The sequence below is a fragment of the Amycolatopsis sp. NBC_01488 genome (assembly GCF_036227105.1).
Classification (GTDB): domain Bacteria; phylum Actinomycetota; class Actinomycetes; order Mycobacteriales; family Pseudonocardiaceae; genus Amycolatopsis.
Genome location: NZ_CP109434.1, coordinates 2,613,471 through 2,637,253, shown reverse-complemented (window position 1 = coordinate 2,637,253; position 23,783 = coordinate 2,613,471). Strand labels below are relative to the sequence as shown.

At 70.1% G+C, this 23,783-nt stretch carries 26 protein-coding genes; 14 read left to right on the top strand and 12 right to left on the bottom strand.

What is annotated here, in order from left to right:
* Positions 1-9: 9 nt before the first annotated feature.
* Positions 10-1,041, bottom strand: coding sequence for a class II fructose-bisphosphate aldolase (gene fbaA / locus OG738_RS12690; protein WP_329053835.1), 1,032 nt, complete (start codon positions 1,039-1,041; stop codon positions 10-12).
* 152 nt (positions 1,042-1,193) lie between these two features.
* Positions 1,194-2,018: an LLM class F420-dependent oxidoreductase gene (locus OG738_RS12685; protein WP_329053834.1), complete on the bottom strand. Its 825-nt coding sequence runs from the start codon at positions 2,016-2,018 to the stop codon at positions 1,194-1,196.
* Between the two features lie 63 nt (positions 2,019-2,081).
* Between OG738_RS12685 and OG738_RS12680 the strand changes: the two genes are divergently transcribed.
* The 6 genes from OG738_RS12680 (at position 2,082) to OG738_RS12655 (ending at position 7,848) form a co-directional block, all read left to right on the top strand.
* Positions 2,082-2,990 (top strand): aldo/keto reductase, encoded by a 909-nt coding sequence (locus OG738_RS12680; protein ID WP_329053833.1) that lies wholly within the window; start codon positions 2,082-2,084, stop codon positions 2,988-2,990.
* Between the two features lie 82 nt (positions 2,991-3,072).
* On the top strand, positions 3,073-3,984 hold the full coding sequence (locus OG738_RS12675) for an SDR family oxidoreductase (protein ID WP_329053832.1): 912 nt from the start codon (positions 3,073-3,075) through the stop codon (positions 3,982-3,984).
* A gap of 2 nt (positions 3,985-3,986) precedes the next feature.
* Complete coding sequence (locus OG738_RS12670) at positions 3,987-4,460, top strand: pyridoxamine 5'-phosphate oxidase family protein (protein WP_329053831.1); 474 nt, start codon at positions 3,987-3,989, stop codon at positions 4,458-4,460.
* Positions 4,461-4,541: 81 nt separating this feature from the next.
* Positions 4,542-6,014: a flavin-containing monooxygenase gene (locus OG738_RS12665; protein WP_329053830.1), complete on the top strand. Its 1,473-nt coding sequence runs from the start codon at positions 4,542-4,544 to the stop codon at positions 6,012-6,014.
* Entirely contained in the window at positions 6,011-6,862 is an 852-nt protein-coding gene (locus tag OG738_RS12660) for a metal-dependent hydrolase (protein ID WP_329053829.1), read from the top strand. Before OG738_RS12665 ends, OG738_RS12660 begins: the two co-directional genes overlap by 4 nt.
* A gap of 122 nt (positions 6,863-6,984) precedes the next feature.
* Positions 6,985-7,848: a PDR/VanB family oxidoreductase gene (locus OG738_RS12655; RefSeq protein WP_442875894.1), complete on the top strand. Its 864-nt coding sequence runs from the start codon at positions 6,985-6,987 to the stop codon at positions 7,846-7,848.
* On the opposite strand, the gene OG738_RS12650 is transcribed toward OG738_RS12655, so the two are convergent.
* Positions 7,843-8,127 carry a YciI family protein gene (locus tag OG738_RS12650; RefSeq protein WP_329053827.1) on the bottom strand — a complete coding sequence of 95 codons (285 nt, stop codon included), beginning with the start codon at positions 8,125-8,127 and terminating at the stop codon, positions 7,843-7,845. The two genes, OG738_RS12655 and OG738_RS12650, sit on opposite strands and share 6 nt — an antisense overlap.
* 219 nt (positions 8,128-8,346) lie before the next feature.
* Here OG738_RS12650 and OG738_RS12645 point away from each other — a divergent pair, with 219 nt between their 5' ends.
* The 4 genes from OG738_RS12645 (at position 8,347) to OG738_RS12630 (ending at position 11,292) form a co-directional block, all read left to right on the top strand.
* Positions 8,347-8,919, top strand: coding sequence for an RNA polymerase sigma factor (locus tag OG738_RS12645; RefSeq protein WP_329056683.1), 573 nt, complete (start codon positions 8,347-8,349; stop codon positions 8,917-8,919).
* A 91-nt stretch (positions 8,920-9,010) separates the two neighbouring features.
* Positions 9,011-10,162 carry an N-acetylglucosamine-6-phosphate deacetylase gene (nagA, locus tag OG738_RS12640; RefSeq protein WP_329056682.1) on the top strand — a complete coding sequence of 384 codons (1,152 nt, stop codon included), beginning with the start codon at positions 9,011-9,013 and terminating at the stop codon, positions 10,160-10,162.
* A gap of 23 nt (positions 10,163-10,185) precedes the next feature.
* Complete coding sequence (locus OG738_RS12635; protein WP_329053826.1) at positions 10,186-10,545, top strand: hypothetical protein; 360 nt, start codon at positions 10,186-10,188, stop codon at positions 10,543-10,545.
* Between the two features lie 45 nt (positions 10,546-10,590).
* Positions 10,591-11,292 (top strand): DedA family protein, encoded by a 702-nt coding sequence (locus OG738_RS12630; RefSeq protein WP_329053825.1) that lies wholly within the window; start codon positions 10,591-10,593, stop codon positions 11,290-11,292.
* Positions 11,293-11,343: 51 nt separating this feature from the next.
* Here the strand turns inward: OG738_RS12630 and OG738_RS12625 are convergent, their stop codons facing one another.
* Positions 11,344-12,735 (bottom strand): FAD-binding oxidoreductase, encoded by a 1,392-nt coding sequence (locus OG738_RS12625; protein ID WP_329053824.1) that lies wholly within the window; start codon positions 12,733-12,735, stop codon positions 11,344-11,346.
* Between the two features lie 57 nt (positions 12,736-12,792).
* Positions 12,793-13,218, bottom strand: a complete 426-nt coding sequence (locus OG738_RS12620; RefSeq protein WP_329053822.1) for a PPOX class F420-dependent oxidoreductase — start codon at positions 13,216-13,218, stop codon at positions 12,793-12,795.
* Positions 13,219-13,406: 188 nt separating this feature from the next.
* On the opposite strand from OG738_RS12620, the gene OG738_RS12615 reads away from it, so the two are divergent.
* The 4 genes from OG738_RS12615 (at position 13,407) to OG738_RS12600 (ending at position 18,125) form a co-directional block, all read left to right on the top strand.
* Entirely contained in the window at positions 13,407-13,937 is a 531-nt protein-coding gene (locus OG738_RS12615) for a MarR family winged helix-turn-helix transcriptional regulator (RefSeq protein WP_329053820.1), read from the top strand.
* The gene (locus OG738_RS12610) at positions 13,934-16,510 is read left to right on the top strand and encodes an MFS transporter (RefSeq protein WP_329053819.1); all 2,577 of its coding nucleotides are present in this window, start codon (positions 13,934-13,936) and stop codon (positions 16,508-16,510) included. Before OG738_RS12615 ends, OG738_RS12610 begins: the two co-directional genes overlap by 4 nt.
* On the top strand, positions 16,507-17,328 hold the full coding sequence (locus tag OG738_RS12605) for a YceI family protein (RefSeq protein WP_329053818.1): 822 nt from the start codon (positions 16,507-16,509) through the stop codon (positions 17,326-17,328). The genes OG738_RS12610 and OG738_RS12605 overlap by 4 nt, the downstream gene beginning before the upstream one ends.
* 128 nt (positions 17,329-17,456) lie before the next feature.
* Complete coding sequence (locus OG738_RS12600) at positions 17,457-18,125, top strand: DedA family protein (RefSeq protein WP_329053817.1); 669 nt, start codon at positions 17,457-17,459, stop codon at positions 18,123-18,125.
* Positions 18,126-18,128: 3 nt separating this feature from the next.
* Here the strand turns inward: OG738_RS12600 and OG738_RS12595 are convergent, their stop codons facing one another.
* From OG738_RS12595 to OG738_RS12565, 7 genes are all read right to left on the bottom strand, one after another.
* On the bottom strand, positions 18,129-18,542 hold the full coding sequence (locus tag OG738_RS12595) for a VOC family protein (RefSeq protein WP_329053815.1): 414 nt from the start codon (positions 18,540-18,542) through the stop codon (positions 18,129-18,131).
* A gap of 176 nt (positions 18,543-18,718) precedes the next feature.
* A complete protein-coding gene (locus OG738_RS12590; protein WP_329053813.1) occupies positions 18,719-19,459 on the bottom strand; it encodes an SDR family oxidoreductase in 741 nt (246 codons plus the stop codon).
* Positions 19,456-20,091: a nucleoside/nucleotide kinase family protein gene (locus OG738_RS12585; RefSeq protein ID WP_329053812.1), complete on the bottom strand. Its 636-nt coding sequence runs from the start codon at positions 20,089-20,091 to the stop codon at positions 19,456-19,458. Before OG738_RS12585 ends, OG738_RS12590 begins: the two co-directional genes overlap by 4 nt.
* Positions 20,088-20,921, bottom strand: a complete 834-nt coding sequence (locus OG738_RS12580) for a PfkB family carbohydrate kinase (protein WP_329053811.1) — start codon at positions 20,919-20,921, stop codon at positions 20,088-20,090. The genes OG738_RS12585 and OG738_RS12580 overlap by 4 nt, the downstream gene beginning before the upstream one ends.
* Positions 20,918-21,727: an ATP-binding cassette domain-containing protein gene (locus OG738_RS12575; RefSeq protein WP_329053810.1), complete on the bottom strand. Its 810-nt coding sequence runs from the start codon at positions 21,725-21,727 to the stop codon at positions 20,918-20,920. Before OG738_RS12575 ends, OG738_RS12580 begins: the two co-directional genes overlap by 4 nt.
* Positions 21,724-22,740, bottom strand: a complete 1,017-nt coding sequence (locus OG738_RS12570) for an ABC transporter permease (protein ID WP_329053809.1) — start codon at positions 22,738-22,740, stop codon at positions 21,724-21,726. Before OG738_RS12570 ends, OG738_RS12575 begins: the two co-directional genes overlap by 4 nt.
* On the bottom strand, positions 22,737-23,753 hold the full coding sequence (locus OG738_RS12565; RefSeq protein ID WP_329053808.1) for a substrate-binding domain-containing protein: 1,017 nt from the start codon (positions 23,751-23,753) through the stop codon (positions 22,737-22,739). The genes OG738_RS12570 and OG738_RS12565 overlap by 4 nt, the downstream gene beginning before the upstream one ends.
* Positions 23,754-23,783 lie beyond the last annotated feature (30 nt).

Here is a 23,783-nt window from a genome sequence, read left to right as displayed (position 1 = left end):
CGAACAGCCTTACTTGACCTTCGTGCCGGCCGAGCCGAGCGCCTGGCAGGCCTCGACCACGCGCTGCGCCATCCCGGCCTCCGCGGCCTTCAGGTACGACCGCGGGTCGTAGACCTTCTTGTTGCCGACCTCGCCGTCGATCTTCAGGACGCCGTCGTAGTTCTTGAAGAAGTGGTCGACGATCGGGCGGGTGAACGCGTACTGCGTGTCCGTGTCGACGTTCATCTTCACCACGCCGTACGACACCGCCTCGCGGATCTCCTCCGGGAGGGAACCCGAGCCGCCGTGGAAGACCAGCTCGAACGGCTTCGAGCCGGCGTCCAGGCCGAGCTTCTTCGACGCCGCCTCCTGGCCGCCCTTCAGCACGTCCGGGCGCAGCTTGACGTTGCCCGGCTTGTACACGCCGTGGACGTTGCCGAACGTCGCCGCCAGCAGGTAGCGGCCCTTCTCGCCCGCGCCCAGCGCGTCGATCGTCTTCAGGAAGTCGCCCTCGGCGGTGTACAGCTTCTCGTTGATGTCGTGCGCGACGCCGTCCTCCTCGCCGCCGACGACACCGATCTCGACCTCGAGGATGATCTTCGCGGCCGCCGTCTTGGCGAGCAGCTCCTGCGCGATCTCGAGGTTCTCGTCGAGGTCGATCGCCGAGCCGTCCCACATGTGGGACTGGAACAGCGGGTTCTGGCCGTTCTTGACGCGCTCCGTCGAGATCTCGATCAGCGGGCGGACGAAGCCGTCCAGCTTGTCCTTCGGGCAGTGGTCGGTGTGCAGCGCCACGTTCACGTCGTACTTCGCCGCGACGACCTGGGCGAACTCCGCGAGCGCGGTCGCGCCGGTCACCATGTCCTTGACCTTCTGGCCCGACGCGAACTCCGCACCGCCCGTGGAGAACTGGATGATGCCGTCGCTCTCCGCCTCGGCGAAGCCGCGGATGGCGGCGTTCACGGTCTCGGACGAGGTCACGTTGATGGCCGGGTAGGCGAACTCGTTCGCCTTGGCCCGGTCGAGCATCTCCGCGTAGACCTCGGGGGTGGCGATGGGCATCGTTACTCCTCCTTGGCACAGGGTGGTCCCGACCGCATCGTACGAGGTGGACCGCCGCCGCACACCGGTCCCCGCGCAGAAACTGCTCCGCACGTCGAATCGGTTCAGAAGGAGTGCATCCGGCCGCCGCACGAGCGGCGGCCGGACGAGGATCACAGCAGCTCGGAAGCCAGCGCCCGGTAGCCCGGCCACGGGTCTTCGTTCAGCACCTGGACCACCACCTGGTCCGCCCCCGCCTCGAGGTGGGCCGAAAGCCCCCGCGCGATCGTCGACGCGTCGCCGTGCAACGCCAGCGCGTCGACCAGCCGGTCGCTGCCCTCGCCTTCCAGGTCGGCGTCGGTGAAGCCGAGTTTCCGCAGGTTGGCGACGTAGTTGGACAGTCCCAGGTAGTACTTCACCGTGTTGCGGCCGATCGCACGCGCCTCGGCGACGTCCGTCGAGAGGACCACCTTGTGCTCCGGGGCCAGCAGCTTGCCCGCGCCGAGGATCTCGCGGGTGCCGCGGGTGTGCTCCGGCGTCGTCAGGTACGGGTGTGCGCCCGCCGTGCGCTCGCCCGACAACGCCACGACCTTCGGACCGAGCGCCGCCAGGGCGCGACCCGAAACCGGGACGCCCGCCGCGTCGAGGCCGTCGAGGTAGTCGACCAGCGACGCGTACGGTTTCTTGTACTCCGTCGTCGCTTCGCGGTGGCCCGCGCCGACGCCCAGCAGGAAGCGGTCCGGGTACTTCGCCGCGATGCGCTCGTACACCTTCGCGATGTCCGCGGGTTCGTCCTGCCAGATGTTCACGATGCCGGTCGCGATGACCAGCGAGTCCGTCGCCGCGAGCAGGTCGTCCACCGAGGCGAGGTCCGCGCCGCTGGGTGAGCCGCCCAGCCAGATCGCCCCGTAGCCGAGCTTCTCCGCTTCCGCCGCGAACTTCGCGTCGACGTTCCCGTGGTACCGCCAGATTCCGAGCTTGCCCAGTTCGATAGCCATGGAACACTCCAACGCTTGGGACGGCGATTTTCCTCCCGGGTCCGGCGAACTAACGTCGAAGGTATGACCAAGCTGGGAAACACCGACCTCGACGTGTACGGGCTCAACCTCGGCGGCAACGTCTTCGGCTGGACGGCGGACGAGGCGCAGTCCTTCACCGTGCTGGACGCCTACACCGCGGCCGGCGGCAACTTCGTGGACACCGCCGACCTCTACGGCGGGGGCGGCGGCTCCGAGGAGATCCTCGGCAACTGGCTGGCCGCGCGCGGCAACCGCGACGACGTCGTCATCGCGACCAAGGTCGGCATGTGGGACGGCCGGCCGGGCCTGTCCGCGAGGAACATCCAGGCCGCGGCCGAAGACTCGCTGCGTCGCCTCAAGACCGACCACGTCGACCTTTACTACGCGCACCGGGACGACCCGGACACCCCGCTCGAGGAGACGCTGGAGGCGTTCGACGCGCTGGTCCGGGCGGGCAAGGTGCGTCACCTCGGCGCGTCCAACTACAGCGCCGAGCGGCTCGCCGAAGCACTGTCCATTTCGGACCGGAACGGCCTCGCGCGGTACGCGGTGCTGCAGCCGCACTACAACCTCGTCGAGCGCGACTACGAGCGCGACCTCGCCCCGCTCGTCGCCCGTGAAGGCCTCGCCACGCTGCCGTACTTCGCCCTCGCGAAGGGCTTCCTGACCGGCAAGTACCGCACGAAGGGCGACGTCACGAACAGCCCGCGTGCCGCCCGCGCGGAGTCCTATTTGGACAAGGGCGGCGAGCGGGTCCTGGCCAAGCTCGACGAAGTGGCGGCGGCGCACGGCGTCTCGGTCGCCACGGTGGCACTCGCCTGGCTGCGGCAGCAGCCGACCGTCGCCGCGCCGATCGCCAGCGCCCGGACACCCGAGCAGCTCACCGACCTGATCGCGTCGGTCGACCTCGAACTGACCGACGCCGAAGCCGCCGCGCTCAGCGAAGCCTAGAACCTACTTATGGGTAGCTTACTCGCAGTAAGGTGCGGTACGGTGCCCTCCAGAAGCGACGTGCGACGTCCAGGAGGGCACCGTGGCCAACCCGTTTTCGCTGCTGAGCGGCACCAAGAAGGTCGACGGCAAGGTCGTGCTGATCACCGGCGCCGCCCGCGGCATCGGCGCCGGGCTGGCCGAACGCCTCGCTGCGCGCGGTGCGAAGGTCGCCCTCGTCGGCCTCGAAGCCGAAGAGCAGCAGAAGGTCGCCGACCGGATCGGCCCGAACGCCCGCGCCTGGGAAGCCGACGTCACGAGCTGGGACGCGCTCGAACGCGCGACGAAGGGCGTCGTCGAGCACTTCGGCGGTATCGACATCGTCATCGCCAACGCCGGCATCGCGACCGCGGGCTTCGTCCGCTCGGTCGACCGGGCCGCGTTCGAGAAGGTCATCGAGGTCGACCTGCTCGGCGTCTGGCGCACGTTCCGCGTCACGCTCCCGCACGTCATCGAGCGCAAGGGCTACCTGCTGGCCATCTCGAGCCTCGCCGCGATCACGCACGCGCCGGGCATGGCGAACTACGCCGCCGCCAAGGCCGGCGTCGAAGCCTTCTCGAACAGCCTCCGCGCCGAGGTCGCGCACCTGGGCGTCAAGGTCGGCGTCGCGCACCCGACGTGGATCCGGACCGACCTCGTCGAGAGCGCCGACGCGCACCCGGTGTTCGGCAAGCTCCGTGCGTCGATGCCCGGCCTGATCGGCAAGACCTACCCGCTCGACGTCGCCCTGGACGACCTTGAAGCCGGCATCCTCAAGCGCGCCCGGACCATCCACGTGCCGCGCTGGGTCGGCGGGCTCAAGCTGCTCCGCGCGTTCCTCCCGCCGATCATCGAAATCGGCTCCCGCAGCCGGGTACCTTCGGCGGACAAGGCCGCGCTGGCCGACATCGAGGCGCGCGGCGCGTTCGAGTCGGCGGTCACCGGCCACGGCGGCCGGGCCGCCACCAAGGGGTGAAGATGTCCCGTCGTGACCAGATCCGGATGACCGAGGACGAAGTGCGGGCGTACTTCGCCGAGCAGAAGGTCATCAACGTCGCCAGCGTCGGCCCGAACGGCCGTCCGCACCTCGCGCCGCTCTGGTACTTCCCGCACGAGGACGGCGTCGCGACCTGGACGTACGGCACGTCGCAGAAGGCGAAGAACCTCCGGCGCCTGCCGGAGGCGACCGTGCTCATCGAAGACGGCGACAGCTACGAGAAGCTGCGCGGCGTCTCGCTCGAGGCCGACGTGGAGATCGTCGAGGACACGGCGGAAGTCACCCGGATGGGCATCACGCTCATGCAGCGGTACGCGGGCGCCAAGCCCGGCGACCCGGTTCCCGACGAGCTGAGCGCCTTCATCGCAGGCCAGGCGCCGAAGCGGATCGGGCTGGTCTTCCACCCGACGAAGATCGTCAGCTGGGACCACACCAAGCTCGGCGGGACGTACTAACCAGTAGGGAGTACTTCCAAGTAACTGTTACTTGAGGTAACGTCATCTCCGTAGTTTCCTCGAAGCAGCGGAGGCCGACAGATGACCGAGCGGTTCAAGGTCGTGATCGTGGGCACCGGGTTCTCCGGGCTCGGCCAGGCGATCCAGCTCGAAAAGGCCGGCATCCGGGACTACGTGATCCTGGAGAAGGCCGACGAGGTGGGCGGCACCTGGCGCGACAACTCCTACCCCGGGTGCGCGTGCGACGTGCAGTCGCACATGTACTCGTTCTCGTACGAGCAGAACCCGGACTGGTCGCGGTCGTTTTCGCCGCAGCCGGAGATCTTCGAGTACCTCAAGGGTGTCGCGGACAAGTACCGGCTGCGCGAGAAGATCCGGTTCGGCGTCGAGCTCACCGGCGCGCACTGGGACGAGCGGGAACGCCGCTGGACGGCGACGACCAAGGACGGCCGCGAGTTCGTCGCGCAGTTCCTCGTCTCCGGCGTCGGCGGCCTGCACATCCCGCAGGTGCCCGAGCTGCCCGGGATCAAGAAGTTCAAGGGCCAGACCTGGCACTCCGCGCAGTGGAACCACGAGTACGACCTGCGCGGCAAGAAGGTCGCCGTGGTCGGCACCGGCGCCAGCGCGGTCCAGTTCGTCCCGAAGATCGCCCCGGACGTCGCCGAGCTGACGCTGTTCCAGCGCACGCCGCCGTGGATCATGCCGAAGCCCGACCACGCGATGCCGTCGTGGGCGCAGACGCTGTTCAAGCGCGTCCCCGGCACCCAGCGGGCCTACCGCAACGCGCTGTACTGGTTCCTCGAAGTCCGCGCCGTCGGCTTCAACGGCCACCCGGCGATCATGAAGGCCGGCGAGCTGATCGCGAAGCGGCACATCGCGAAGGGGGTCAAGGACCGCGCGCTGCGCAAGAAGGTCACGCCGGACTACACCATGGGCTGCAAGCGCGTCCTCATCTCCAACGACTACTACCCGGCGCTGAACCGCCCGAACGTCGACGTCACCACCGCCGGGATCACGGAGGTCAAGGCGCACTCGATCGTCGACTCCGCCGGGGTCGAGCACGAGGTCGACGCGATCATCTACGGCACCGGGTTCAAGGTGACCGACGCGCTGGAGTACCTCGACATCACCGGCGTCGACGGCCGCGACCTCGCCAAGGAGTGGGCGGCCGAGGGCATGCGGACGCACAAGGGCATCACGGTGTCCGGCTACCCGAACCTGTTCTTCCTGCTCGGCCCGAACACCGCGCTGGGCCACAACTCCGTGGTGTTCATGATCGAGTCGCAGTCGAAGTACGTCGTCGACGCCATCAAGCTCGCCGACGCCCGCGACGCCGCCGCGCTCGACGTCCGGCCGGGCGTCCAGGAGAGGTTCCAGCAGGAGATCCAGGACAAGCTCGTCAAGGGCGTCTGGACGCAGGGTGGCTGCAAGAGCTGGTACCTCGACGCCAAGGGCGTGAACCGGACGATCTGGCCCGGCTTCACCTGGCGGTACTGGCTGGAGACGCGCAAGGTCGACCCGGCGGACTACGAGCTGTCCGGCCGGGCGTCATGACCGACGAGCAGCTCGTCCTGCACGCCCGGGACGTGAAGTTCGACTGGGCGGCGCTGCCGATGCACTGGCTCCCCGGCGAACCGCAGGCCACGCACACCATCAACGTCCTGCACCTGGCGCTGCCCGAAGGCGAACGCTGGTTCGTCGAGGTGTTCAAGCAGGCGGTGCCGCTGATCCGGGACGACCGGCTCAAGGCGGACGTCCTCGGGTTCATCGGCCAGGAGGCGGTGCACGCCGAGGCCCACGACGGCGCGGCGGCGCACCTCGAGGCTGCCGGCGTGCCGGTGCGGCCGTTCGTCGCGCAGATGGAGTGGCTCTTCCGCAAGCTGCTCGGCGACCGCGGCCTGACCGGCCGCGCGGCGGAGGAGTGGCTGGTCGAACGGCTCGGGATCGTCGCCGCGATCGAGCACTACACGGCGTTCCTCGGCCAGTGGGTGCTCGACGCGCCCCTGGAGGACGCCGGCGCCGACCCGGTGATGCTCGACCTGCTGCGCTGGCACGGCGCCGAGGAGGTCGAGCACCGCTCGGTGGCCTTCGACCTGTTCATGCACCTGGACGGGCGGTACCCGCGGCGGGTGCGCAGCATGGCGGCGGTGACGCCGGTGCTGGCGTGGGTGTTCGCCCGCGGCACGCGATATCTGATGCGTAACGATCCGACGCGCCCGGGCCGCGCTTCGCTGCGGGGCTATCGCCGGGCGGCGAAGCGGGGACTGCTGCCGACCGGACGTCAGCTGCTGCGGGAGATCCGGCCGTACTTCCGGAAGTCGTACCACCCGACGGAGACCGGGAACACCGAGCAAGCGGTGGCGTACCTGGCGAGTTCGCCGGCCGCCCGGGCGGCGGAGTGACGCTCGGCCGGCCCACCCGGCTGGACGGCAGCGGCCGGACCGACCGCCTGCTGTCCACTTTGGTCGGTGTGGTGGGCGTTTACCGCAGGATGTCGCAATTCAGCGCGAAACGGCGTCGGCCCGTGCGCGCGGTGGACCGGAACCTGCCGCTGGTGGTCGAAGACGTGCGGCCCGAAGCCGAGGGCGTCGTCAGCCTGCGCCTCGCGAACGGCACGTCCTTGCCGAGCTGGCGGCCGGGTGCGCACATCGACCTCGTGCTGCCGTCCGGCCTGGTGCGGCAGTACTCCCTCTGCGGCGACCCGGCCGAAAACACCCATTACCGGATCGCCGTGCGGAAGATCGGCGTCGCGTCCGGCGAGGTCCACGCCCTCACGCCCGGCACCCGGGTCACCGTGCGCGGGCCGCGGACGGCGTTCCCGTTCGTCGGCGGCGGGCCGTTCTTGTTCGTCGCCGGGGGTATCGGGATCACGCCGATCCTGCCGATGGTCCGCGCCTGCGCGGGATCGGGCGCGGACTGGCGGCTGGTCTACACCGGTCGCAGCCGCGCGTCGATGCCGTTCCTCGACGAGCTGCCGGGCGACGACCGCGTCCGGATCCGCCCGGACACGGAGTACGGCATCCCGGCCTCGGGCGCCGAACTCCTCGACGGCCTGCCGGCCGGCGCCGCGGTGTACTGCTGCGGTCCGGCGCCGATGATCACCGGCCTCCGCGTCGACTTGGCCCTGACCAGGGGCCCGGTGCACTTCGAGCGGTTCGCGCCGCCCCCGATCGTCGACGGTGAGCCGTTCCGGCTGACTCTCCGCAGGTCAGGGCAGCTACTGGACGTGCCGGCCGACCGGACCGCGCTCGACGTCCTCCTCGAGACGCGCCCCGGCACGCCGTATTCGTGCCGCCAGGGTTTCTGCGGGACGTGCGCGGTGCCGACGGCCGACGGCTCGTCCATGCGGATCTGCGTCGACCGCCGCACCGCCGTGCTCGACCTATGAGCCCTCGGGCAGCCAGGCGCCGATCACCGGCTTGAACTCGCGGATGCTGCGCTCGGCGATGACCCCCTCCAGGAAGTACGGGTCCTGGTCGATCGTCTCCTTGAGGTGCGCCTCGTCGTCGGCCTGGTAGAGCGTGAGGCCGCCGGTGCCGTCGCCGAGCGGGCCGGCGACCGCGACGCGCCCTTCCCCGGCCAGCTTGCCCAGGAACTCGCGGTGCCGCGGCCGGACCTCCGGCAGCTTCTCCTGGACGTAGGTGATTTCGACGAGGAACCAGGCCATGGGGGCTCTCCGGGGTCGCGCGGGCGGTACGTGTCCGAACCTACCCGTGTCTCGGCAGCCGATCTGTGGCAACGGGAGGCCAACCCGATAGGCTGGGCATGCGTCAGTACCTGTGTGAGCGCTGTGAATACCGTGAACCTGCTGACGCGGCACACCGTGCCCGATCCCACCCGGGACGACCGGCACGGCCGGACCGGGGTCGAGAACAGGCAGGGGTTCATGCTCGAGGGCAATGCGGAACGCAGCGTCGAGGCGACCCTCGGCCAACTGCGGGTCTTGGACGGTCCGGCCCCGGCGCAGACGCCGGTGCCACTGACCCTCGAAGACCTCTACCGGCAGCACCGCATGCGGCTGGTCCGGCTGGCGATCCTGCTGGTCGACGAGCCCGCGACCGCGGAAGACGTCGTCCAGGAGGCCTTCACCGGCCTGCACCGCAACTGGGGACGGCTGCGCGACGCCGCGGCCGCCGTCGGCTACCTGCGCACCGCCGTGGTCAACGGGTCGCGCAGCGTGCTGCGCCGGCGCAAGACCGCCCGCGAGTACGTGCCGCCGCACGCGGTCAACGCGCGGTCCGCGGAGAGCCTCGCGATGCTCTCCAGCGAGCACCAGGCGGTGGTCAGCGCGCTGTCCAAGCTGCCGCCCCGCCAGCGCGAAGTGCTGGTGCTGCGTTACTACGGTGGGCTGAGCGAGGCCGAAATCTCTGAGGCCGCAGGCATTTCCAAGGGTACCGTTAAATCGACCGCCAGCCGGGCGCTCGAGGCACTCCAGAAGGCCATGCAGGCCCCACAGTGACCCGGGTGGACCACTCCGATCACTGAGTCGTATCACCATGCTTGGTCCAGACCAATATATGCTGGGGTGCGTGAGAGGCGCCGGAGATTTCGTGATCATGGGCGGCCGGGTCGCTGCCCCGGACCGTGTACTCGATGACGGCTGGGTAGCCGTCTCCGACGGGCGGATCGCCGGCGTGGGTTCCGGGACCCCGCCGTCGGGCGAGCACGTCGACGTCGGCGGGGCACTGGTCGTGCCCGGGTTCGTCGACACCCACTGCCACGGCGGGGGAGGTGCTTCGTTCACCTCCCTCGATCCCGAGGAACTCCTGACGGCGGTGCGGGCGCACCGCCGTCACGGCACCACGACCATGCTCGCCAGCCTGGTGTCCGACCCGGTGGACGTCCTGCGTGAGCAGGTCGCGGCGCTGCGTGAGCTCGTCCAGGACGGCGAGGTCGCGGGCATCCACCTGGAGGGGCCGTTCATCTCGAAGGCCCGCTGCGGGGCCCACGACCCGGAGACGCTCCTGGAGCCGGACACCGGCACGGTCGACAAGCTCCTGCGCGCCGGCCAGGGCGCGATCCGGATGGTCACCATCGCCCCGGAGCTGCACGGCGGCGTCAAGGCCGTCCGGCAGCTCGCCGAGTCGGGCGTCATCGCCGCCATCGGGCACACCGACGGCATCGAAGAGCAGCTGCTGCCGGCCATCGACGCGGGCGCGACCGTCGCGACCCACCTGTTCAACGGCATGCGGCCGCTGCACCACCGCGAGCCGGGCCCGATCGGGGCACTGCTCGACGACGAGCGCATCACGATCGAGCTCATCTGCGACCTGGTGCACCTGCACCCGACCGTGGTGCGGCTGGCCGCGAAGCACGCGGGCCGCAACCGGACGGTGCTCATCACCGACGCGATGTCGGCCACCGACGCCGCCGACGGCCGCTACACGCTCGGCCGGCTGGAGGTCGACGTCCACGACGGCGTCGCCACCCTCGCCGACAACGGCTCGCTGGCCGGCAGCACGCTGACGATGGACACCGCCTTCCGCAATCTGGTCCGGGGTGCGAAACTCGGCATCCTCGACGCCGTGCACGCGACGTCGCAACGGCCCGCCGAGCTGCTCGGCATCGCCGACCGCACCGGGATGCTGTGCCCCGGCTACGTGGCCGACATCGTCGTCCTCGACCAGGACCTGCGGCCCGCGAAGGTGCTGCGCCGGGGTGAATGGGTCGCCGAGGTGGGTACGGCTACCTTGAGTACCTGATTTCAACGAGCGGACGGGCGGAGATGAGCGAGCCGAAGGACCCCGAGCAACTGCTGGCGGACGCCCTTCGCGCGCAAGCCGTCTTCGCCCCCCAGGCGTCACCCCCGGCTCGCGAGCCCGAGCCGGGTACGGACGCGGTCCCGACCAGCGCGATCAACGAGCTGCCGTCGGCGTACGGGCTGCTCTCGGGCGCGAGCGCGGACTCCCTGGAGCGCGAGCGCGCGGCCCTGGACCCGGCACCCGAAGCGCCCACGGCGTACGTCCCCCGTCCCCCCGAGCCGCCTCGGCAGGGCGCGCAGCTGCCCGCGTACTGGATCCTGTTGCTCGCGGTGCTGCTGGGGCTCGCGGCGGGGTCCGTGGTGGGCCTGCTCACGCTGGTCTGACCGGGTCTCAGTAACGACTCAGGGTGACCCTGTACCGTTTTTGAGGTGATTCTCGCCCAGAGCACGGTCAACACGATGTCCCTGCTGCCGTCATGGCTCGACCCGCAGCACCTGCTGAGCGGCCTGACCACGCCGGTCATCGCGGTGCTCTGCCTGATCATCTTCATCGAGAGCAGTGTCTTCCCGGTGCTACCGGGTGACTCCCTGCTGTTCACGGCCGGCCTGTTCATCGCCAACGGTACCCTCGACGCGCCGTTGTGGCTGGTCTGCGTGCTGGTGACGGCCGCGGCGCTGCTCGGCAACGTGGTCGGCTACTACATCGGCTACTTCGTCGGGCCCAAGCTGTTCAACCGGCCGGACTCGAAGTTCTTCAAGCGCGAGTACGTGGACAAGACGCACGAGTTCCTGGACAAGCACGGCCCCAAGGCGGTCGTGCTGGCCCGGTTCGTGCCGTTCGTCCGGACGTTCATCACGTGGATCGCGGGCATCGGCCGCATGGACCCGAAGCGTTACTTCACGTACACGGTCATCGGCGGCATCCTGTGGGCCGCGGGCATCACGGTGCTCGGCTCGCTGCTCGGCGGCGTGTCGTTCATCGCGAACAACGTGGACGCGATCTTCGTGCTGATCGTGCTGGTGTCGGTGGTGCCGATCGGCCTGGAGTACCTGAAGGCGCGTCGGGAGAAGAAGGCCACGGCCGCGGCCGACCCCGAGGTCACGCAGCGGATCCCGCGCATCAAGGACTGAGGTTTGCCGGACGAGAAGGGCCCCACCGGTCGGCGGTGGGGCCCTTCGTCGTCAGGTCATCGAGAACATCGAGCCGGGGTTGAACAGGTTGTCCGGGTCCAGCGCCGCCTTGATCTGCCGGTGCACCCGCATGCCCACCGGCCCGATCTCGCGCTCCAGCCACTCCCGCTTGATCTTGCCGACCCCGTGCTCGCCGGTCACGGTCCCGCCCAGTGACAGCCCGACCTCGAGGATCTCGTCGAACGCACGCTGGGCCCGGGCGAACTCGTCGGCGTCATCGGGCTGGTAGACGATCGTCGGGTGCATGTTGCCGTCGCCGGCGTGACCGACCACGGCGATGCGCAGCCCCACCTCGGAGCTGATCTTCTCGCAGCCGCGGATCAGCTCCGCGATCCGCGTGCGGGGCACGCACACGTCGTCGGTCAGCCACTGGCCGTACGTCTCCAGCGCCGTCAGGACCACCCGACGGGCCTGCAGGAGCATCCGCCCCTCCTCCAGGTCCTCGGTCGTGTAGGCCAGGTCCGCGCCGCAGTCGACGCAGATCTGTTCCAGGGCCGCCAGCTCGCGGCGGGCCACCTCGCCACCCGCGTCCGACTGGCCCAGCAGCAGCGCCTGGCATTCCGAACCCGCGCCGAGGTCCGTCTTCAGGTACGCCTCGGACGCCTTGATCGACGACGCGTCCATGATCTCCAGCAGCGACGGCACGAGCCCTTCGCGGACGACCCGCGCGACCGCCTCTCCCGCCGCTTCGGTCGTCGTGAAGCCCGCGACCAGCGTCGCCGGGGCCTGGGGCAGGGGCTTGAGCTGGACCGTCGCCTGCGTGATGACGCCGAGCGTGCCCTCGCTGCCGACGAACAGCCGCGCCAGGTCGTACCCCGCGACGCCCTTGACCGTGCGCCGTCCGGTCTTCAGCAGGGACCCGTCGGCCAGGACGACCTCGAGGCCGAGCACCGAGTCCGTGGTGACGCCGTACTTCACGCAGCAGAGGCCGCCCGCGTTGGTCGAGAGGTTGCCGCCGATCGTGCACCAGTCGTAGCTCGACGGGTCCGGCGGGTAGAACAGCCCGTGCTTCTCGACGGCGTTGCGGAAGTCCAGGTTGACCACGCCCGGCTGGACGACGGCGAGCCGGTTGCCCGGGTCGATCTCGACGATCTCGTTCAGCTTGGTCAGCGACAGCGTGACGCAGCCGTCGATGGCGTTCGCGGCGCCGGACAGGCCGCTGCCCGCCCCGCGCGGCACGATCGGCACCCCGGCTTCGGCGCAGGCCTTGACGACGGCCTGCACCTCCTCGACGTTCGCGGGCAGCACCACGGCCAGGGGCTCGCCGGAGGGCGCCAGCGGCATCATGTCGCGCGCGTAGGACGCAGTGACGTCGGAGTCGGTGAGCACGGCGCTCTTGCCGAGCAGGTCGCGGAGCCGGGTGACCAAAGCTTCGTCGCTCATGCGTTCATCGTAAGCCCGCGAAGTCCGCACTGCGGAACTTCTATTTCAAAATCGCCCCTACCGGACTTGCCCCAGCAGCTTGTCGACGTGCACCCGCAGCAGCACCCGCTGGTCGCTGACCATCGCGGCGCGGTACTCGTCCCAGTCGGGGTGCTCCCCCGCCGCGCGGCGGTAGTAGTCGACGAGGGCCTCGACGGTCTCGTCTTCCCGCGACGCGGCCGGCGCCGTGAGCGAAGCACGCCCTTCCGCGACGACGTAGCTCCAGCCGTCCTCGCTGCCCACGTGGTAGGTCACCCGCGGGTCGCGGCGCATGTTCTTCGTCTTGGCCCGGGTTTCGGTGACCGACGCGGTTATCGTGCCCGTTTCGGGGTCATACAGATGCGTGATCGTGGAGAGCTGGGGCCGGCCGTCCCGCCGGATCGTGGCGAGGACGCCGTGGCGGCGGCTCGCGAGGAAGTCCTTCAGCGCTGTGTCGTCGGTCATATCCGTTCCAACCGGCGGCGGCCGCCGTTGTTCCGGAAGCAGCCCGGAAGAAATCTGCTTGCATGCGGCAACTAAAGTGTGTTCCGACACATCGGCCAGCTCTCGACTTGCATAACCGCTAGTGAAGGCACATCCTTGCCTGAGGCAACTAGTTGCAGCCGCCAACCAACGCCGTTGAAGGATCCCTCATGGCACCGAACAGCTCCGCCACTCGGCCCACCGCCGAGCTGGATCTCGCCGACCAGCTCGGGCACGAGCTCGTCCGCCTGGTCCGCTTGATCAACAAGGCGAAGTCCCAGGTGTCCAAGCAGGGTCCGGACGGGATCGAGCGGGCGGCCTACGCGATCCTCTTCACCCTCATCCACGAGGGCCCGCAGCGCACCAGCCGGCTCGCCGAGTCGCTCCACTCCGAGATCTCCACGATCAGCAGGCAGTCGAGCTCGCTCGTCCAGCACGGCCTGGTCGAGCGTCAGGCCGACCCCGAGGACGGCCGCGCGTGCCTGCTCGCGCCGACCGCCGAGGGCATGCGGGTGTTCGAAGAGAACCGCAAGCAGCGAAACCGATGGCTGGCCGACGTGCTCGGGGACTGGACCGACGGGGACATCCAGACCCTGAACAAGCTGTTCGGCCGACTCAACACAGGTATCGAGAACCACTCTCCACAGCTGGCCGACGCCCACGCGTCCGCCAGTGCACCGGCCAAGGGGGCCAACGCATGAGTTCCACCACCGAAGCTCCGGCACTGCCCGAGGTGGGCCAACCACCCCGGCTGAGCCACCGCCAGATCGTCACGATCCTGAGCGGCCTGATGTGCGGCATGTTCCTCGCCGCACTGGACCAGACGATCGTCGGCACGTCGATCGTCAAGATCGCCAACGACCTGCACGGGTTCGACCTGCAGGCGTGGGCGACCACGGCGTACCTGATCACTTCGACGATCGTCACGCCGATCTACGGCAAGCTCTCCGACATCTACGGCCGCAAGCCGTTCTACCTGGCCGCGATCACGATCTTCGTGGTCGGCTCCGCGGCGTCGTCGTTCTCGACGTCGATGTACGAGCTGGCCGCGTTCCGCGCGGTGCAGGGCCTCGGCGCCGGCGGCCTGATGTCGCTGGCCATGACCATCCTCGGCGACATCGTCCCGCCGCGTGAGCGGGCGAAGTACCAGGGCTACATCCTGGCCGTGTTCGGCCTGTCGACCGTGCTCGGCCCGGTGCTCGGCGGCTTCTTCGCCGGCATCGACACCCTGGCCGGCCTGCACGGCTGGCGCTGGGTCTTCCTGATCAACGTCCCGATCGGCATCGTCGCGCTGTTCGTCGTCGCGAAGGTGCTGAACGTGCCGCACACGCCGCACAAGCACAAGATCGACTGGTGGGGCGCGCTCACGCTGATCGTCGCGGTCGTGCCGTTCCTGATCGTGGCCGAGCAGGGCCAGAAGTGGGGCTGGGGCGACGGCAAGGCGATCCTCTGCTACGTCGTCGGCGGCGTCGGCGTGATCGCGTTCATCGTGGTCGAGAAGCTGATGAAGGACGCCGCGCTCATCCCGCTGCGGCTGTTCAAGAACTCGACGTTCACCGTGGCGATCATCGGCGGTGTCATCGTCGGTGTCGCGATGTTCGGCGCGATCATCATGATCCCGCAGTACATGCAGGTCGTGCAGGGCTACACGCCGACCGAGTCCGGCTTGCTGATGCTGCCGCTGATGGCGGGCATCATGACCAGCTCGATCGTGTCCGGCCGGCTCACCGGGAGGACCGGGCGCTACAAGATCTTCCCGATCGTCGGCACGATCATGATCGCCGGTGGCGCGTTCTTCTTCGCGCAGGTCAAGTACGACTCGCCGCTGTGGCACCCGCTGGTCGCGGCCGCCATCATCGGCCTCGGCCTCGGCCAGTGCATGCAGACGCTGATCATCGCGGTGCAGAACGCCGGTCCGCGCAGCGACATGGGCGTCTCGACGGCGTCGGCGACGTTCTTCCGCCAGATCGGTGGTACCGCGGGTGTCGCGATCTTCCTGACGGTCCTGTTCAACACCCTGCTGCCCAACATCACGAAGGCGTTCGGCGGCAAGCTGCCGGCCGGCGCCGGCGCGGGCATCAGCAGCCTGTCCGGCGACACCAGCGGCATCCAGAACCTGCCGGAGGCGATCAAGACCCCGGTGCTGATCGGCTTCACCGAGTCGATCACCACGGTGTTCTACATCGCAGGCGGGGTGGCCCTGCTGGCCACGATCGTGTTGCTGTTCATGAAGGAAATTCCGCTGACCAACGCGGCCCCGGCCGCGGCGGCCATGGAGGGCGGCGAGGCGCTGCTCGAGGCGGACGACCACGCGGACGAGCCGACCGAGATCGTCGAGCCGGTGCGCCAGCTCGACCGCGAGCCGGCCCTGGTCGGCGGCGGGAAGCACGCGCTGAGCAACGGCCACGGTGACTACCAGGCCGTGTCGGGTGCGCTGCCGATCACGAACTCCCTCGCCGACGCCGAGCTCGACGTTCCCGTCGGCGCGGGTGGCGTGCCGGTGACCGGCCACGTCCGCCGTCAGGACGGCAGCCACGTCCCCGGCGCGGCGCTGACCCTGATCGACCAGCGCGGCCGCCAGGTCGCGCGGGCCACCGGCGCCGCGGACGGCAGCTACTCGGTGCCCAGCCAGGGCCCGGGTGCGTACGTCCTCATCGTGTCGGCCCACGGCCACCAGCCGCAGGCCTCCAGCGTCGTGATCAGCAACGGCCCGGCGACGGTCGACGTCACGCTCACCGGGTCCGGCGAGCTGACCGGCACCGTGCGGGCGGCCGTCACCGGTTCCCCGCTGGCGAACGTCACGGTGACGCTGACCGACGGCCGCGGCGAGGTGAACGGCGCGTTCATCACGACCACGGACGGCACCTACGCCTTCCTCGGGGTCGGCGCCGGGGCGTACACCCTGGTCGCCAGCGGCGCGGGCTACCGGCCCGTCGCGGTGACGCTGACCGTGCCGGACAGCGGCGTGCTGCGCCACGACGTCGAGCTGTCCAGCTCGGTGCAGCTGACCGGCGTCGCGCGGACCGAGGGCGACCGGGTCGTCCCGGACGCGCGGATCACCGTGCTCGACGCCGAAGGCAACGTCTCGGCCGTGGCCCGGACCGACGGCGAAGGCCGGTACGTGGTCAGCGACCTGCCCGCGGGTGCGTACACCGTGGTCGCGAGCGGTTACCCGCCGGCGACCAGCCAGGTGGAGCTGACCGGCGGCGAGGCGGACCACGACGTCCGGCTGAGCTACGACCAGGCCCTCGACGAGCTGGTCGACCGGTCATGACCGGCTTGCGCGCGACCTTCCGGACGACCGAGGGCTGGGCGGTGGAGCACGCGGTGCTCACCGTCACCGACCCGGCCGGGCGGCAGGTCGCCCGGCAGGCGGCGGACGTCCGCGGCGACGTGGTGACCGACGCGCTCGCGCCGGGCACCTACACCGCGGTCGTCACGGCGGCCGGGTACACCCCGGTCGCCCGGACGGCCCAGGTCGCCTCGGACGGCTCCGGCTCGCTCGGCGACGTCGTGCTGACCCCGGTCGCCGAGGCGATCGAGCTGCCGCCCGCCGGGCCGTGGGTGATCGACCCGATGCACTCGTCGGTGGTCGCGACCGCCCGGCACCTGGGCATCGCGAGCATCAAGGCGCGGTTCCCGGACGTGTCCGGCCGGATCGAGATCGGCCGCCCGGCCGAGCGGTCGTCGGTGCACGCCGAGATCAAGGCGGCGAGCATCGACACGAACATCAAGATGCGTGACGACCACCTGCGCTCGCCGGACTTCCTCGACGTCGACGTCCACCCGGTGATCACGTTCACGAGCACCGGCCTGCGCCAGCGCGGCGTGGACTCGTGGACGCTGGCCGGCGACCTGACGCTGCACGGCGAGCGTCGCGAGATCGAGCTGGAGCTGTCGTACGGCGGCTGGGGCCCGGACCCGTGGGGCGGCGTGCGGGTGGCTTTCCACGCGGAGACGACGCTGCACCGGAACGACTTCGCGATCAACTACAGCGCGATGGTGCGGGCGGGCGTCGCGGCGGTCGGCACGACGGTGAAGGTCGAGCTGGACATCGAAGCCGTGCAGGGCGAGTCGCTGCCGCAGTTCTGAGGTTCCCGGACGAAGGCCCTCTCACCGCTGGTGAGGGGGCCTTCACCGTTCGTAGCTCCGGATATCCGGGAGCGCTCGATTCGACCGTTCGCCGTGGGGCGTTCACCTCGGCCACGTAGGCTCCCCGTGTGAACGTCGTGAGCATGGAGGCCGCGGGCGTCGGCGTGAGCTGGCTGGACACCGCCGGTCCGCTGCTCGTCTGGGTGATCGTGCTGAGCTTCGTGCTGGTCGAATGCGCGCTGATCATCGGGCTGTTCCTGCCCGGTGACTCGCTGCTGTTCGGGGCCGGCGTGGTGCTGGCCCAGCACGGTTCGGACGCGAACGCGTGGTTCCTCTCGGGGGCCGCGCTGATCGTCGCTGTGCTCGGCAACCAGATCGGGTACTACATCGGCCGCGGCAGCGGCACCAAGCTCATCGCGCGCCGCGACGGCAAGGTGCTGAACCGGCACAACCTCGAGCGCGCGCAGCGGTTCCTGGACCGCAAGGGCTTCTTCGCGATCGTGGCGGCCCGCTGGATCCCGTGGATCCGCACGCTGGCCCCGCTGATCGCCGGAGCGGCCCGCATGGACCCCCGCCGCTTCATGGCGGCGACGGCACTGGGTGGCCTGCTGTGGGTGCCGACGCTGGTGCTGCTCGGCTACTACGGCGCGGGCCTGCTGGACGCCTTGCCGTGGCTGAAGACGGCGGCGCTGTGGATCAGCGTCGCGTTCTTCGTGTTCGGCACGGGCTACGGCGTGCTGCGCTACCGCCAGGAGATGCGCCGCCCGGTCGACGAGCGGGACGACGCGCGGGCTTGAGGGTCAGAGGACCGGGTCGGCCCAGATCTCCAGCTGGATGCCGTCCGGGTCGCGGAACACGACCACTCGCGAGCCCTCGAACGTCCGCGAGGGCGCGGCCGGCAGGTACGACACCCCGAACTCCGCGAGGCGGCACTCCCACTCGGCCAGCTCGGCCTCGGAACCGACCTTGAAGGCGACGTGGTCGAGCCCGGTTCTGCGTTCGTCGAACCCGCGTCTGCCGGTGTCCGAGTGCTGGACCAGCACCACGGAGAACTCGTCCCCGGCGGACCGGAGCACGACCTTGCGCAGTCCCGTGTCCGGCTCTTCGCGCCGGGTGACCTCCTCGAGGTCGAGGACGCGGACGTACCAAGGCACGCTGCGGTCCACGTCGGTCACGGTGAGCGCGAGATGGTGCACGGACATGAGTTTTGCCATGGCTTTCGAAGCCGTCCTTTCGCGTGGCGGCTCCCCAGAGTTGCACAGCGTTCGCCGGCCGAAACGAGGGTGACCAAGTTCCCCGTCCGATCGTGATCTCGCCGTCTCCGGGCGTCCCAGCAGGCGGACGCCGGTGACCCAAGGTCATTCCGAATTATCAGAGGGTGCCCGGACGGTCACCGGCCGCCACCGACGTCGAGCACCGCGCCCGTCGTGAACGACGACGCGGGCGACAGCAGGAACAGCACCGCTTCGGCGATCTCGGCCGGCTCACCGGCCCGCCCCATCGGGATCTGCCGCGCGAACTTCTCGAGCCGGCCCGGCAGGCCGGCGGCCTCGTGCAGGCCGGTGTGGACCATCCCGGGCGCGACCGCGTTGACCCGCACGCCCTCGCCCGCGACCTCCTGGGCCAGCCCGAACGTCAGCGTGTCGACGGCGGCCTTCGACGCCGCGTAATGCACCCACTCCCCGGCCGAACCGGTGCGCGCGGCGGTCGAGGAGATGTTGACGATCGCGCCGCCGTCGCCGCCGTAGCGCGTCGACATCCGGCGGACCGCCTCACGGCAGCACAGGAACACCCCGGTCACGTTGACGTCGAAGGTGCGCCGGACGACCTCGACGTCGTAGGAGTCGAGCCGCCCGGGCGTGTTCCCGGTGATCGCCGCGTTGTTGACCAGCGCGTTCACCGGCCCCAGCTCGGCGGCCGCGTCGAACAGCGCACGGACGTCGTCCTCGGCCGAGACGTCCGCGCGGACCGCCAGCGCCTGCCGGCCGACCGACCGCACCTCGTCGGCCACCGCGAGGGCCGGCGCGGCATCGCCGGAGTAGTTCACGACCACGTCGTGGCCGCGCGAAGCCGCCAGCGAGCAGATCGCCGCCCCGATCCCCCGGCTGCCGCCGGTGACGATGAGGGTCAAATCGCGAAGTTCGCCAGCGGCAGGTTCTCCAGCACCAGGTCCGCGCGGTCGCGCGTCTGCGAGATGAGGTCGGCGTTGCGCTGGTCCGAGCCGAGCGCGCGGCGCCGGGCCTCGACCAGGGAACGGCCGTAGCGGCGGTGGCGCGACACCAGCCGTTCGATCCGCTCGGGCTCGTCCGGCGCAAGGAACCAGGCCTCGGTGAGCAGCGGCCGGATGCCGCTCCACGGGTCGTCCGGCAGCAGCAGGTAGTTGCCCTCGGTGATCACCAGCTGGACCTCCGGCGGCACCGGGACGGCCCCGGCGATCGGCTCCTCGATCTCGCGGCGGAACTCCGGCGCGTACACCGTCTCGCGGCCTTCGGCGAGCCGGCGGATCAGGTGGTAGTAGCCGGCCGCGTCGAACGTGTCCGGGGCGCCCTTGCGCTCGGTGCGCTCCAGCCGCCGCAGCTCGACCTGCGCGAGGTGGAAGCCGTCCATCCCGACCACGGCCGCGCGCGAGCCGAGCGCGTTGGCGATCGCCCAGGCCAGCGTGGTCTTGCCCGACGCGGGCGCGCCGATGATGCCCAGCACGTTGCGCTGCCCGCGCACGGTCAGGCCCTCGGCCCTGGCCAGCAGGTCGTCGAACGCCGTCATGTCCTGTTCCTTCCTGCGATCGCGGTCGTCCATGACCGCGGTCCCACGTGCCGCACCCGTTCGGCGGCCACCTCGTTGGCGAAGCGGATCCGGTCCGTCACCGTCGGTTCGCGGGCCACGGCGACGGCGAAGGCGCCGTGCCAGACGTCGCCCGCACCTAGTGTGTCCCGCGCTTCCACGTCCGCGACAGGCACCTCACCCGAGCCGCCGTCCGCTGTGGACCACCGCACCGGCCCGGGGCCCGCGGTGGTGATGACGGTGGGGACGCCGCGCTCGTGCAGGCCCGGTTCCGGCGCGGTGAAGTGGGCGGAGCACGCGGCGATGTCGACCAGCGGGAGGAGTTCGTCGAGCACGGGCTTCCAGCTCCCGGCGTCGAGCACGACCGGCGCTTCGGTTCCCCGCGCAACGGCCAGCGCGAGTTCCGGGTAGTGCCCGTCGAGCAGTACCACGTCGGCCTCCGGAAGCGGCGCTTTCACGGGAAAGTGGCGCTCGGCGGCGTTGCGGGAGACGACCGTGCGCTCGCCGTCGCGGTCTCGCACGGCGACGGCGCTGACCGGCGGCGGATCGGCTCGTGTGGGGTCGAGGTCGACGACCTGGACGCCGCAGGCTTCGAGGTCGGCGCGGGCGAGCGCGGCCAGCGGGTGGGCACCGAGGACGGTCAGCAGGGTCGCTTCGGCGCCGAGCGCGGCGGCGGTCACCGCGGCGTTCGTCGCGGGCCCCCCGGCCGCGACGTCCACCCGCAGCGACTGGACCTTCTCGCCCGGCGCCGGAAGCTCGTCGACCCGCTGGACGACGTCCACAGTGCACAGTCCCGCCAGCAGCAGTCTCATTTCAATCCGGCGACGTGGGTCGCGGCGGCGGCTTCTTCGACTTCACCGTTCTCGTTGAGCCGCAACGCACCCGTGAGCAGGCCGACGACCTGGTTCATCGAGTGCGTCTTCGGCGAGACGACCGCGACGCGCTTGCCGAGGCGGTGCACGTGGATGCGGTCGGCGATGTCGAAGACGTGCGGCATGTTGTGGCTGATCAGCACCACCGGCAGGCCGCGGTCGCGGATCCGGCCGATGAGGTCGAGCACCTTGCCGGACTCGGCGACGCCGAGCGCGGCGGTGGGCTCGTCCATGATCACGGCCTTGGTGCCGAACGCGGCCGCGCGGGCCACGGCGACACCCTGGCGCTGCCCACCGGACAGCGTCTCGACGAGCTGGCCGATCGACTTGATGCTGATGCCCAGCTCGTCGAGGATCCGCTGCGCCTCCGACCGCATGGTCGCGGTGTCGAGCTTGCGGAACAGCCCGAACGGTCCTTTGAGCCGCTTTTCCCGGCCCAGGAACATGTTCGACGCGATGTCGAGCGCGGGCGCGACGGCGAGGTCCTGGTACACCGTCTCGATGCCGAAGTGGCGAGCGTCCAACGGGGACTTGAAGTGGACGGTCTTGCCGTCCACTTTGATCTCGCCTTCGTCCGGGATCACCGCGCCGGACAGGACTTTGATGAGTGACGACTTGCCGGCGCCGTTGTCCCCGACCACGGCGAGCACCTCGCCGGGGAGCAGGTCGAAGTCGGCGCCGTCGATGGCGGTGACCCGGCCGTAGCGCTTGACCAGGCCACGGGCCTGGAGGATCGGTTCGGTCATGACTGCTGCTGCCTCCTCGCGATCCGGTCCACCACGACGGCGGCGATCAGCAGGGCGCCGGTGGCGAGGTCCTGGTAGTTGCCGTCGACGTTCATCTGCGTCAGCCCCGACCGCAGCACGGCCACGACCAGCGCGCCCATCAGCGTGCCGAGCACCGAGCCGCGGCCGCCGAAGAGGCTCGTCCCGCCGAGGACGACGGCGGTGATCGAGTCGAGGTTGCCGAGCTGGAACTGGTTCGGGTCGGCGTTCGGCGTCCGGCCGAGCGCCTGCCAGGCGGCGATGCCGAAGGTCAGCCCGGCCACGATGTAGACCGACAGCACCGTGCGGTTGACCTTGATGCCGGACAGCCGCGCGGACTCCGGCGCGTTGCCGACCGCGTAGACGTGCTTGCCCCACGCGGTTTTCGTGAGCGCGTACCAGACGCCGAGGTACATCAGCAGCGCCAGCGTCATGCCGTAGGTGATCGGGATGCCGCCGAAGAGGTAGCGCTTGGTGCCGAGCCACTGCAGCAGCCCGTCGGTCACCGGGACGGCCTGGCCGCCGGCGATCAGTTTCGACACCGCGGTCAGCATGGTGAACGTGCCGAGCGTGATGATGAACGCCGGCAGCTTGATCCGCGTCGCGAGCCCGCCGATGAAGATGCCCACGATGATCGTCAGCACGACCCCGGCCAGCAGCGCGACGAAGCCGTTCGTGCCCGCCGCGGCGAGCTTGGCCATGATCAGCGTCGCGACGACCATCGACGACGCGTTGGACAGGTCGATGCCCGCGATGAGGATGACGAGCGTCTGTCCCAATGCGAGCGTCCCGACGACCAGCGACTGCTGGACCACCGTGGACAGGTTGTCGAGGTCGAAGAACGTGTCCGTGGCCAGCGAGAACACCACGATCGCGACGATCAGCGCGAGCGCCGGGCCGACCGCGGGGGCGCGAAGCAGGAACTCGCCGAGTGACTCCCGTTCCCGCGTGTCCCTTGTGGACACTGTCGCGGTCGTCGTGCTTGTGGTTGTCACTGCGTGCCTCCCCAGCAGTTCTGCAGGCCCCACGCCGTGTCGTGGCTTTCGATGCCGGGCAGCGGCTTGTCGGTGATCACGGCGGACCCGGTGTTGACGAAGCCGGTCGGCTTCTTGCCGGTCTTCGCGTACTCGACGGCGGCGAGCACGCCCTGTTCGGCCATCTTCTTGGGGAACTGCATGACGGTCGCGGCGTACTCGCCGTCCTTGACGTTCTGGACGCCTTCGCAGCCGCCGTCGATCGAGCCCATGACGATCCGGCCGGTGAGCCCGCGGGCCTTGAGCGCGGCGTACGCGCCGCGGCCCATCGGCTCGTTCATCGAGTAGACGGCGTTGATGTCGGTGCTGCGCTGCAGCAGGTTCTCCATGCCCTGCTGGGCGAGGCTCTGGTCGCCGTTGGCCGCGGTGTGGCCCTTGATCTCCGGCGAGCCGTCGGTCAGCCCGATGCCCTTGAGGAAGCCGCCGTGGCGCTGGGTGTCGACCGAGCTGCCGGCGGTCCCGTCGACCATCAGCAGCTTGGGCGTGGCGCCCTTGAGCGCGGCCTTGACGTACGCGCCCTGCTGCTCGCCGGCCGCGAAGTTGTCGGTGGCGAAGGTGGCGTCGACGGCGTCGGGCGGCTCGGTCGCGGTGTCGAGGGCGATGACGAGGATCCCGGCGTCGCGGGCGTCCTTGATCGCCTTCAACACGCCGGTCGACGAACTGGGCGTGATGAGGATGGTGTTCGCGCCCTGCTGCACGAGGTTCTCGATGGCGCGGACCTGGCCGTCGTTGTCGCCGTCGAACTGGCCGGCGAGCGCGCTGAAGTCCGCGCCGTTGGCCTGCGCGGCGGCTCTCGCGGAGTTGCGCAGTTCGACGAAGTAGGGGTTCGTGTCGGTCTTGGTGACCAGGCCGACCTTGGCCTTGCCGCTCCCGCCGGTGGTGGTGTTGCCGCCCCAGTGGCGTTCGACCGTGCACCCGGTCGTCGCGGCGAGGAGGGCGGCCAGCACGACTGCGGTGAGACTTCGCTGTCTCATGGGTTCCCACCCTTTGTTCGTGTCGAAGCT

Coding starts and splice junctions, on each gene's coding strand:
- fbaA (WP_329053835.1), bottom strand. CDS start 1,041: ATGCCCATCGCCACCCCCGAGGTCTACGCGGAGATGCTCGACCGGGCC.
- OG738_RS12685 (WP_329053834.1), bottom strand. CDS start 2,018: ATGGCTATCGAACTGGGCAAGCTCGGAATCTGGCGGTACCACGGGAAC.
- OG738_RS12680 (WP_329053833.1), top strand. CDS start 2,082: ATGACCAAGCTGGGAAACACCGACCTCGACGTGTACGGGCTCAACCTC.
- OG738_RS12670 (WP_329053831.1), top strand. CDS start 3,987: ATGTCCCGTCGTGACCAGATCCGGATGACCGAGGACGAAGTGCGGGCG.
- OG738_RS12665 (WP_329053830.1), top strand. CDS start 4,542: ATGACCGAGCGGTTCAAGGTCGTGATCGTGGGCACCGGGTTCTCCGGG.
- OG738_RS12660 (WP_329053829.1), top strand. CDS start 6,011: ATGACCGACGAGCAGCTCGTCCTGCACGCCCGGGACGTGAAGTTCGAC.
- OG738_RS12650 (WP_329053827.1), bottom strand. CDS start 8,127: ATGGCCTGGTTCCTCGTCGAAATCACCTACGTCCAGGAGAAGCTGCCG.
- OG738_RS12645 (WP_329056683.1), top strand. CDS start 8,347: ATGCTCGAGGGCAATGCGGAACGCAGCGTCGAGGCGACCCTCGGCCAA.
- OG738_RS12635 (WP_329053826.1), top strand. CDS start 10,186: ATGAGCGAGCCGAAGGACCCCGAGCAACTGCTGGCGGACGCCCTTCGC.
- OG738_RS12625 (WP_329053824.1), bottom strand. CDS start 12,735: ATGAGCGACGAAGCTTTGGTCACCCGGCTCCGCGACCTGCTCGGCAAG.
- OG738_RS12620 (WP_329053822.1), bottom strand. CDS start 13,218: ATGACCGACGACACAGCGCTGAAGGACTTCCTCGCGAGCCGCCGCCAC.
- OG738_RS12615 (WP_329053820.1), top strand. CDS start 13,407: ATGGCACCGAACAGCTCCGCCACTCGGCCCACCGCCGAGCTGGATCTC.
- OG738_RS12610 (WP_329053819.1), top strand. CDS start 13,934: ATGAGTTCCACCACCGAAGCTCCGGCACTGCCCGAGGTGGGCCAACCA.
- OG738_RS12605 (WP_329053818.1), top strand. CDS start 16,507: ATGACCGGCTTGCGCGCGACCTTCCGGACGACCGAGGGCTGGGCGGTG.
- OG738_RS12595 (WP_329053815.1), bottom strand. CDS start 18,542: ATGGCAAAACTCATGTCCGTGCACCATCTCGCGCTCACCGTGACCGAC.
- OG738_RS12585 (WP_329053812.1), bottom strand. CDS start 20,091: ATGACGGCGTTCGACGACCTGCTGGCCAGGGCCGAGGGCCTGACCGTG.
- OG738_RS12580 (WP_329053811.1), bottom strand. CDS start 20,921: ATGAGACTGCTGCTGGCGGGACTGTGCACTGTGGACGTCGTCCAGCGG.
- OG738_RS12575 (WP_329053810.1), bottom strand. CDS start 21,727: ATGACCGAACCGATCCTCCAGGCCCGTGGCCTGGTCAAGCGCTACGGC.
- OG738_RS12565 (WP_329053808.1), bottom strand. CDS start 23,753: ATGAGACAGCGAAGTCTCACCGCAGTCGTGCTGGCCGCCCTCCTCGCC.